We start from the raw sequence: 8,915 nt of genomic DNA, 5'->3' as shown, positions 1-8,915 counted from the left end.
TGAATCGCCACGGGTTTAACAGACACCTCGGAGTCATTTAAAATGGCTTAAAGAGAGGTGCCCATGAGCGGTAAGCGTTATCCCGAAGAGTTTAAAATTGAAGCAGTCAAACAGGTTGTTGATCGTGGTTATTCTGTTTCCAGCGTTGCAACACGTCTCGATATCACCACCCACAGCCTTTACGCCTGGATAAAGAAATACGGTCCGGATTCTTCCAATAATAAAGAACAGTCAGATGCTCAGGCCGAGATTCGCCGTCTCCAGAAAGAGCTGAAGCGGGTTACCGACGAACGGGACATATTAAAAAAAGCCGCGGCGTACTTCGCAAAGCTGTCCGACTGAGGTACGCCTTTATCCGTGATAACACCTGTTGCTGGCCTGTTCGCCTGCTGTGTCGGGTGCTGGATGTTCATCCCAGTGGCTTTTACGCCTGGCTTCAGCAGCCGCATTCACAACGCCATCAGACAGACCTGAGACTGACAGGACAGATTAAACAGTTCTGGCTGGAGTCGGGATGCGTCTATGGTTATCGCAAGATCCATCTGGATCTGCGGGATACCGGGCAACAGTGCGGAGTCAACAAAGTCTGGCGACTGATGAAACGTGCCGGGATAAAGGCTCAGGTCGGATACCGGAGCCCGCGGGCACGTAAAGGCGAGGCCTGTATCGTGTCGCCCAACAGGCTCCAGCGACAGTTCAATCCGGATGCTCCGGATGAGCGTTGGGTAACGGACATAACCTACATCAGGACCCACGAAGGCTGGCTGTATCTTGCCGTGGTTGTAGATCTGTTCTCACGCAAAATTATCGGCTGGTCAATGCAATCCCGGATGACAAAGGACATTGTCCTGAACGCATTGCTGATGGCTGTATGGCGGCGTAATCCCCAAAAACAGGTGCTGGTTCACTCTGATCAGGGCAGTCAGTACACAAGCCATGAGTGGCAGTCGTTCCTGAAATCACACGGCCTGGAGGGCAGCATGAGCCGTCGCGGTAACTGCCACGATAATGCGGTTGCAGAAAGCTTTTTCCAGTTGCTGAAGCGTGAACGGATAAAGAAAAAGATCTACGGAACGCGGGAAGAAGCCCGCAGCGATATTTTTGATTACATCGAAATGTTTTATAACAGTAAGCGTCGGCATGGTTCGAGTGATCAGATGCCACCGACGGAATATGAAAATCAATATTATCGACGGCTCAGAAGTGTCTAGATTATCCGTGGCGATTCAAACCATGTAACCGCATTCCCTTGCAGTTGTCTGATTCCGGTCTCAGAGTTTATCCATCAGGTAACGATGTGCTTTAGAGGCTGCGCTGGCCGCTTTGAAAATATAGCGCTTGTCGTTTTTCAACGCTTTCAGCCAGGAAGCGATGTAACTTTCATGTTGTACCTCGCCATCAATCCCCAAATCCGCCATCAGAAAGGCACTTCCCAGCTCCGCATTGGGTCGGGAGGATCATGTCTCAGAGAGAACATGCCTCTCCCGCCCAGAACCGGACGTGATAGTTTCCCATCATCCGGCTCTCCATGTTTGCCAGTTCCCATTCCGTTACGTGGTTTCAGTGTTCCTGCATGCAGAGCCTTGTGGCATGTCAGGCACAGAACGATTCGCTTGCGCCGTCTTGCTGCCGCCACCTGCTTCCAGAGTGGTGTATCCTTCATATCTGCAAGCTTACGGCTGTGATGGATTTCACATGGAACGCCTGTTGCTCCGCAGTATTCACACTGTCGGGCTAAAAGCCTGTCCATAACACCAGAACGTCCGCTGGTAAACCAGGGAACTGCCAGCTTATCAACTTTGTTTCCGAGATTCGAAAGCTGGTTCAGGTGTTTCAGACTGAACACGGCAACAGCCCGTTCTTTTCCATGTATACAAAAGCGAACCACAAGACCATTTCTTGTTTTAAGACGATGAGCCACTTGATTTACGGAAAGGCGTAATTTGAAGGCTAGCGTTTTGAGCAGGCTGGTTTCCCAGAGGAACCACAGCTTGCGCAGGCTGAACTTCGCACAGTAAGCCGGCCAGCCCCCCGCATTTCCGCGTTATAGGCTAAAACGATTTCCAGCAGGCTGCTGTCCACCAGATAACGCCGGTGTATCGCTTTCAGACGACCGAGATCGCCATAGCCATTACGCTGATTAAACCGGACCAGCCTTTCAGGCGGAACAAGAAGCTGGATCCGACCCGCCGGGTCCCTTGAACGAACTACGCGCCTGCCCAGTTTCGTTCTTCTGATCCGACTGTCTGTGATCGCTCCCACTGTGTAACCAAGGAAAATTGTTCCATCCGTCGCCTTACTGATTTTGCTCTTTTCCTGAGACGCCTCCAGATGGAGAATTTCAGAAAGAAATGCTGTGACTTCGCGCATTATTTCCCGTGCTTCGTCTCTGGAACCGATAACGCCAATCAAGAAATCATCGGCATACCGGCAGAACATTAACCGTTTATAGACCGGATCCATGCCGTCTTTTGATGGCATGACGGAGCATTCCTCTTCAAGACAACGGACCGAGGTGAGGATTACCTAAGCATCACCTTCACGGCCTTCACTCAGTAATTTCTCAGCCCTGCGTCTCCTCTGATATATACGCTGTGTAAGACGCCGGTATTGCGGGTTTTCCGCACGGCGCTCACCCTTATTGTTTATCAGCCTGAGGAACCGTTTATCCTCGATTTTCCTGGATAGCGGTTTTACCTGTATATGATCACTGACGTCTTCAGCCGGAGGATATCGTGACCATCAGTATCGGCTATGTGACAGAGAGTTACAGCAAAAACACCACGCTGGATTCACTGGTTTCAAGAGCCGATCGCGCGCTGTATGTCGCCAAAAACTCAGGCAGAAACACCGCGGTTAATTTCAGCAATATTAAGGAAGAATAATCTGTTGCTGCACACGGCAAAGCGCCTGGCGTGAGCCATTAACTAAAAGCTGAAAGGCCACAGCGCTGAACAGGCGGGGCCAGGATACATTTTCCCCGATCAGCCTGTTCAGACAGCCTCAGGCCGCGCTGCGTCCGCCGATCTGCCCGATAAACTCGCGCACTTCAACCGCCTGTTCGATAAAGCCGCTGACCACATGGCTGAAGGTGGCCTCATCAAGCTGCGTCAGCGCCTGCTGGAAGCAGAGACGCACTTTGTACTGCTCATCCATCGCCAGCCAGCAGCCCCGCATTGCGGCCATCTCAAAGTTCAGCTGCAACAACAGCGGATAGAGCGTCAGCGAGGACTGCGGATCGGTCTCAGTTAACTGACAGTGAATCAGCAGGCTGTCACTCTGTTCCGGCACCTCCAGCACAGCGGCTTCCTGCCCCTGAGCATCGGACAGGGCGCATACCCCATCCTTCAGATGCAATGGCGTTTTGCAGCCCGCTGAGAAGTACTGTAAAAATTTTTCCACCTGCCGTTGTGATGCTGTCATCCTCTCGCTCCTTAATTCTCTGTTTAACGGTCTGCCCGGCGACGATTAACGGCGGTCAGCTTTTCATTTCAAACCCTTCTTTTCTCAGCTCAGAGAGAGCCGATGCCACTTCCGGATTGGCTTTAGCAATTTCACCCTCAAGCGTGAAGCGCCGTGGCGTGTCCTGGTCCTGACCGTATTTGAAGTTAATGGTGCCGATATTGCGTTCCATACTGACGCCCGCGCTGTTGCTGGCACCCAGTAACAGCGCGGGCGTGTTGAATCCTTCGCTTTTGGTGACGTTCTGGCTGACGCTGATCGAGCGGATGCGCAGGTTATTACGATCCTGGAACAGCAGCCCCAGCTCCTCGCGTCCGACTTTACCGTCAAGAATGGCTCTTTCGGTCTGATCGCGCAGGCCATCCTTCAGCTCCATTGAGACGCTGGCGCTACTGAACGGCGTGCTTTGCAACTGTTTTAACAACCCCTTCAGTACCGGATCGTTATCCATCATCGCGCTCAGACGGGTGGCATTGGTAGGCGGCAGGGCGGCATGAAAATGCTGCTTCAAGGTATCCACAATGCCGTTCTCATCCAGCCGGGACAGATTGCTGTAAGAGGTACTGTGCCTGGCCGAGCCTAATCCCATCACGTTAGTTTCAGCGGCCTGCTGACGCAGCACCAGCTGTTCCAGGTTGCGTATTGCCTCATAGCGATCGTCACCGACCACGTTACTGCGGCTGAAATGGCGATGCAGATCGTTCAGCTGTTTCACCGGGTCCGGGTTTTCCTGCTTTTTCAGATCGGCCAGCAGTTTGGTGCTCTCGCTGTCCTTAAAATGTTTACCCAGTGTCGAGGTCAGCTCGCTGATATCGTTGCTGGTGATCGGATCGGCCTGTTTCATCTCCACGCTGATCCTTTGGGTGGTGCGGTTATCCATCGCCAGCGATACCGCCACGTTGGTCGAGGTAAAGGCCGGGAAAGTCCCGACCGATTTAGCCGGCTCTTTGGTGGCGTTGTCGGTGACCTTACCGTCATGAGTAAAACCGTGGGCGACCCCCACACTGAAGGTGAGGTTGGCACCGACGTTGGCCGAGTTAAGGAAAGTAGCACGGTTGTTACTGGCCGCTACCGTGCTGCCAAACTCGCCTTTTTGCGTACTGCGTTCCCGTTTAGCGGTCACCAGGTTCGCCGAACCGCTTATCCCGGTGGAAACACGGGCGGTCACGCCGTCAGGTTTTGCCCCGTCGTTGGTGATGTTAATCCCGGCACGCAGGTCAAACGCTGCCGAGGTATCGACGTTGAACACCAGTTTGGTGCCCTGCTTCATCTGATGTTCAATCCCTTTTTTCATCAGTTCGGTCGGCGTCAGCGTGCCGTGCGTCAGGCCATGCAGAAAATCAGGCAGCTCATCTTCGGTCAGTTTGAAATTCAGACTGTTTTGCAGCGTCCCCTGGATGTTACTGCTGATGCTGCCGCCGATACGAAAATCCGGGCTGATCTTATGTTTTTTGCTCAGCCAGTCGCTGGCGTTTTCGGCGGTGTTTTTTTTGCCGGTCATGTAGGGCATCAAATCGTGGCCGGTGGCGACAGAGATGGTGCCAGTGGCCCCGCCGTCACGACCAAAGGTGACGTCCAGTCCGCCGCTGGTGCGGCCAAAGCTCAGGTTATAAGCCCTGTCCAGGGTGATCCCCGCGCCGGGCACAATCGGCACCGGGATTTTGTTCAGCGTCGGTACAAAAGCGGTGCTGAGGCCGCCGCCGTAGGCACGGCTGAAACTCATGCTTTCGCCTCCGTCCAGCGACAACAGCGTGTCTTTTAATTTTTTCTCCAGCTGCGCGTTGCCCTGGGTGTCCAGCACGGTGCGGGTGGTCAGGTTGACGCCGTGGTGCTCTTTCTTGAAGGCGTTGATAAAGGCTTTCACCGCATCGTAATTGGCCTCCAGCGGTGCGTTATGGCTGAAGCCCATGTCGGTAAACTGCTTAATCGGGTTAGCGCCATACTGCTTTTCACGCAGGGTATCGAACTGCTGACGCAACTGCTTGATCTGGCCGGGATCAGGCTGATGTCCCGATACCAGCGCCGCCTTATCCGCCAGCTGATGCAGATCGCCGATGGTGACGGTATCCAGAATCAGCCGCGATTTAGTGAGGGATGTTTCGTCGTTGGGATCGCGCTGACGCCCCATCGGCACGTCACCTTTCTGGTGACTCATGTTCACCCCGGCTTTGACAAAGTGGCTGAGCAGCGTTTGCAGCTTACTTTGTGGTGACGGCGCGGCTGAGCTGACCGCTTTTTCTAACGCTTTACTGAGGTCGCGCCCCGAACGGTTAACGTTGAAGCTCTGTATCACCGCCTTGCTGGCTGAAGGTTTAAACTCTTCGTTAATCTGACCGTTACTTTTCAACACCCCCTGATGCTGCCCCAGTTCGGTGGCCGAGCGAACGGCACTGTGCTCCAGCTCTTCACGGAACCGCTTCATATCATTCAGCAACGCCGCACCGTGCTCACCTAAATCCAGCGCTTCCATTTTGCTGTGCAAATCCATTTGCGTGCCGCTGTTACGCACGTTGTGCGCTTCCAGCTGCTTAATCAGTGCGCCCTGCATTTCGTAAACTGAGCCCAGACCACGCCGTCCCTGCCAGTTGTGCTGCATATTGTAGGCCGCATTTTTGATCGGACGCGGCGTCGCCATGGTTGGATTGAAAATATAGGCGCGCACCCGATCGGTGAATTTACTGGCGATTTTGCGGTTTTCCATCCCGGTCTGCCCGCCGACCTGCGCGGTAAGCTGCATGTTCACGCCGGTTCCGGGGATCAGGTGGCCTTTGAGGCCCTGATTTAAGCGGGCAAATACCTGTTCCGAACCACGCTGGCCGACTTCCAGCGGCGCAGGCTCTGGTGCGGTATGCGCGTACCACTCACCCTCCCGCAACTGATGCAGGGTGCCGTCGGTCATGGTGGCGACCGGCAGGTTTTCATGGTCCATCTCTAGGCGTTCCAGCTCACTTTCACTGTGCGGCATCGCCAGTTTTTGCCAGCTACCGCCAGCTTCGCCGCTCTGCCACTGCTCACGCGGCTGATGAAAAATCTCGCCGTCGTGGTTTACGGCGTAAAGATTCTGCTGGTGATCGACGTGAATATCCTTCAGGGTGCCGGTGATTCCTTCACGGCTGAGGGTTTGCGCCGGCCGCGCCAGTTGCTGGGTGCTAGGCTTAATCTGGAATGAGCGAATGTCGCCTTTTTCCGACAGCGCCAGGTATTTATTCACCCCAATCACCGCCATCGCCTGAGCTTTATCGGCTTTATCCAGCCCATGAAGAGCGCTTCCCGGTTCCGGCTTGTTGCGTACATGCGGCAGCGTAAAGAAGTTGTCTTTACCCAGACTGATTGATGAAGTGCTCTGGTTAATATCCAGCCGCTTGACCTCACCCTCTTTGAGAATATATGCCGCGCCGTCCAGCCCTTTTTTCAGTTGCTTACAGTCTGATTCTGCGGCGGTCCAGCCTTTGGTCAACTGGTCGAAGTAGTGAACCTTCCCTTCCTGAAGCGTCAGGCTGCCTTCACGCCCCATATTGAGAATCTGGCGCGGTTCCGGGTTAACATTTTGCAGGCCAAGATGGCTGTTGATCACCAGCGTGTCGCTGAGGTTCCAGCCCGCATGGAACTGGTGGTCGTCGCCCAACGGGCAGGCGTGCTGCTGTCTGAAGTTATCTTTCACCAGCGCATTCAGCTGACCGTGATTGTCAGTGAAAAAGCCTTCAATACGATGGTCATGTCCGAAATGCTGTTTGAGCACCTTTTGTGACATACTCTTCATCGGCAGCTCGCCATCCCTGACCTGCGACAGCACGCCGCTGTAGAGTTTGCCCTCGCTATCGGCGGCGTACAGCTTGCCATTGCTGATACCAATCGATTGTGTTTCCAGATGCGGTTCACCGCGCTTCAGCATTTGCATGGTATCGGCAAGATGCAGACTGAACTGGACGCGCTGTTCCGGAGATGCATTGGACGACGGCATCAGACAGATATGATGCGGGCTGTCAGTATCGGTCAGGACGGCCACCTGCCCATGCTCACTGACGGCAAAGGATTTGATCTTATCGACGAATTTTTCGGAGGTGTGGTTATCGGACAGGTTGTGCAGTATCCGGCTGTCCTGCACCGCATAGAGTTTACCATCGGCCTGACGGGAAAGCTGGCCGTGCGACGCTTTACCGGCGGTCTGCCAGGTGCCAATTTCCGGATTGAGAATATGGATCTTATCGTCATGCAGACGAATTGACTCTTCTTCAGGCTTTGCTCCCCCTGCGGGATGCTGCCAGACGCCGCTGAGCAGCGAGCGGTGAACGTCGCACGGCTGATTGACGTTCAGTTTATTCTGGCCGTCAGTCCCGATGCTGATCTGAATTTTGCCATTGTTATTCTCCAGACTGACCGGCGTATCGCCAACCTGTGCCAGCTTTGTCCTGATCGCAGAAGACTGGCTGTTATGCAGCACGCTGTAGCCACTCTCATGACTTTTGATATCAAACAGCCGTCCCTGCTTATCCAGCAGCAGATGCTGGCGGCCATCACTGCTGGCCGAATGGGCCAGATAGTGCTGATCCCCTTTGCCCAGCGTTTGTGACAGTAACGTATTGATCGCCGGCGGATTGCTGGCGGCCAGCTGCAATTTACCGTTCGCCAGCGTCATCCCCAGCGGGACTATCGGCGTGGTGGACAGCGTCGACGCTCCCTGAAGGGACGACGGTTTTATACTGCTTTCCGTTTCCAGCATGCTCTCGGCAATCGTTGACAATGTCGGCTGGAATTTGCGGGTAATGGGGGGCGCTTCGCCCAGTCTTGGCGGCTGCGTGGGGTTTTCCCGCTCGCGCGCCAGTCGCTGTTGATTCAGTTGCTCAAACTCGCTGTCGTCATCTTCCTCGGTAATTTCTGAGGTGCCGGAAGGGGTGGCGGCAGCAGGCTGAAGCGCTTCGATCTGCTGGTGGTGGCCATGGCCGTGCGTTTCACCCGCACCGTGCGTTGTTTCGGGACTGCCTGGCGGCGTGCGTGGCAGCTCTTCGATTTCATGGTGACTGCCGGGAATATGGGCCGTAGTCGGAGGGGAAAGCGGTTCTTCTTCAATCTCATGGTGGCTGCCAGGGATATTGACCGGCGTCTGGCTGGCCGTGGTGGAAGAAGGCTGGTTGATTCTGCTCGGCATGTTCTGGCGCATCTGGCTGGAGTTTTGCAACTGTTGGTGCTTCAGATGCGTCGGCACGCTGTCGCTGTGGCCCTCTTTTACCATCGGCCGACCGTTCATATCCCCCAGGCTGTTGCGTTTCACACCATCGGAACGGGTCAGACGCGCGGCGGCGGGTGGCGCGGCGGTTTCAGGCTCATCTTCTGCATGAGGCTCTGCCAGTAAATCCCCCAGGGTAGGACGTCGGGTGCGGCCAGCTTCGGGAGGTGCCGCGCTGGAGGTGGCGGTCTGTGCTGAGGTTTTCTCAGATTTTTTAAACCCGAACATG

The 8,915-nt window shown here is 54.7% G+C and carries 6 protein-coding genes and 1 pseudogene; 2 read left to right on the top strand and 5 right to left on the bottom strand.

Features of this window, described 5'->3' with window-relative positions:
• Positions 1-63 precede the first annotated feature (63 nt).
• A protein-coding gene (locus tag CBW22_RS25290) for an IS3 family transposase (RefSeq protein ID WP_088518196.1) occupies positions 64-1,211 on the top strand; the annotation gives its coding sequence in 2 pieces (ribosomal slippage) (positions 64-301 and positions 301-1,211; 1,149 coding nt in all).
• A gap of 60 nt (positions 1,212-1,271) precedes the next feature.
• Here CBW22_RS25290 and CBW22_RS25285 read toward each other — a convergent pair.
• The 3 genes and pseudogenes from CBW22_RS25285 to CBW22_RS25280 all read right to left on the bottom strand — a co-directional run.
• Positions 1,272-1,442: pseudogene (locus CBW22_RS25285) on the bottom strand (zincin-like metallopeptidase domain-containing protein); the annotation flags it as partial.
• The gene (locus tag CBW22_RS27015) at positions 1,418-1,750 is read right to left on the bottom strand and encodes an HNH endonuclease (RefSeq protein ID WP_369597204.1); all 333 of its coding nucleotides are present in this window, start codon (positions 1,748-1,750) and stop codon (positions 1,418-1,420) included. The gene CBW22_RS27015 and the pseudogene CBW22_RS25285, both read right to left, overlap by 25 nt.
• A 200-nt stretch (positions 1,751-1,950) precedes the next feature.
• Positions 1,951-2,481 carry a reverse transcriptase domain-containing protein gene (locus tag CBW22_RS25280; protein WP_088518195.1) on the bottom strand — a complete coding sequence of 177 codons (531 nt, stop codon included), beginning with the start codon at positions 2,479-2,481 and terminating at the stop codon, positions 1,951-1,953.
• A gap of 254 nt (positions 2,482-2,735) precedes the next feature.
• Here CBW22_RS25280 and CBW22_RS25275 point away from each other — a divergent pair, with 254 nt between their 5' ends.
• Positions 2,736-2,885, top strand: coding sequence for a diguanylate cyclase domain-containing protein (locus CBW22_RS25275; protein WP_217899545.1), 150 nt, complete (start codon positions 2,736-2,738; stop codon positions 2,883-2,885).
• 118 nt (positions 2,886-3,003) lie between these two features.
• Here the strand turns inward: CBW22_RS25275 and CBW22_RS25270 are convergent, their stop codons facing one another.
• Positions 3,004-3,423, bottom strand: a complete 420-nt coding sequence (locus tag CBW22_RS25270) for a type III secretion system chaperone (RefSeq protein ID WP_088518193.1) — start codon at positions 3,421-3,423, stop codon at positions 3,004-3,006.
• A 55-nt stretch (positions 3,424-3,478) separates the two neighbouring features.
• A complete protein-coding gene (locus tag CBW22_RS25265) occupies positions 3,479-8,914 on the bottom strand; it encodes an AvrE-family type 3 secretion system effector (protein WP_254919576.1) in 5,436 nt (1,811 codons plus the stop codon).
• Position 8,915 lies beyond the last annotated feature (1 nt).

It is taken from the genome of Pantoea sp. VS1 (assembly GCF_002207995.1).
GTDB lineage: Bacteria > Pseudomonadota > Gammaproteobacteria > Enterobacterales > Enterobacteriaceae > Pantoea > Pantoea dispersa.
The sequence above is the reverse complement of the archived record's forward strand: the minus strand, read 5'-3'. Positions and strand labels throughout refer to the sequence as shown.

Excerpts from the sequence above, each read along its gene's own strand:
- CBW22_RS27015 (WP_369597204.1), bottom strand. The coding sequence starts at position 1,750 with ATGGACAGGCTTTTAGCCCGACAGTGTGAATACTGCGGAGCAACAGGC.
- CBW22_RS25280 (WP_088518195.1), bottom strand. The coding sequence starts at position 2,481 with ATGCCATCAAAAGACGGCATGGATCCGGTCTATAAACGGTTAATGTTC.
- CBW22_RS25270 (WP_088518193.1), bottom strand. The coding sequence starts at position 3,423 with ATGACAGCATCACAACGGCAGGTGGAAAAATTTTTACAGTACTTCTCA.
- CBW22_RS25265 (WP_254919576.1), bottom strand. The coding sequence starts at position 8,914 with ATGTTCGGGTTTAAAAAATCTGAGAAAACCTCAGCACAGACCGCCACC.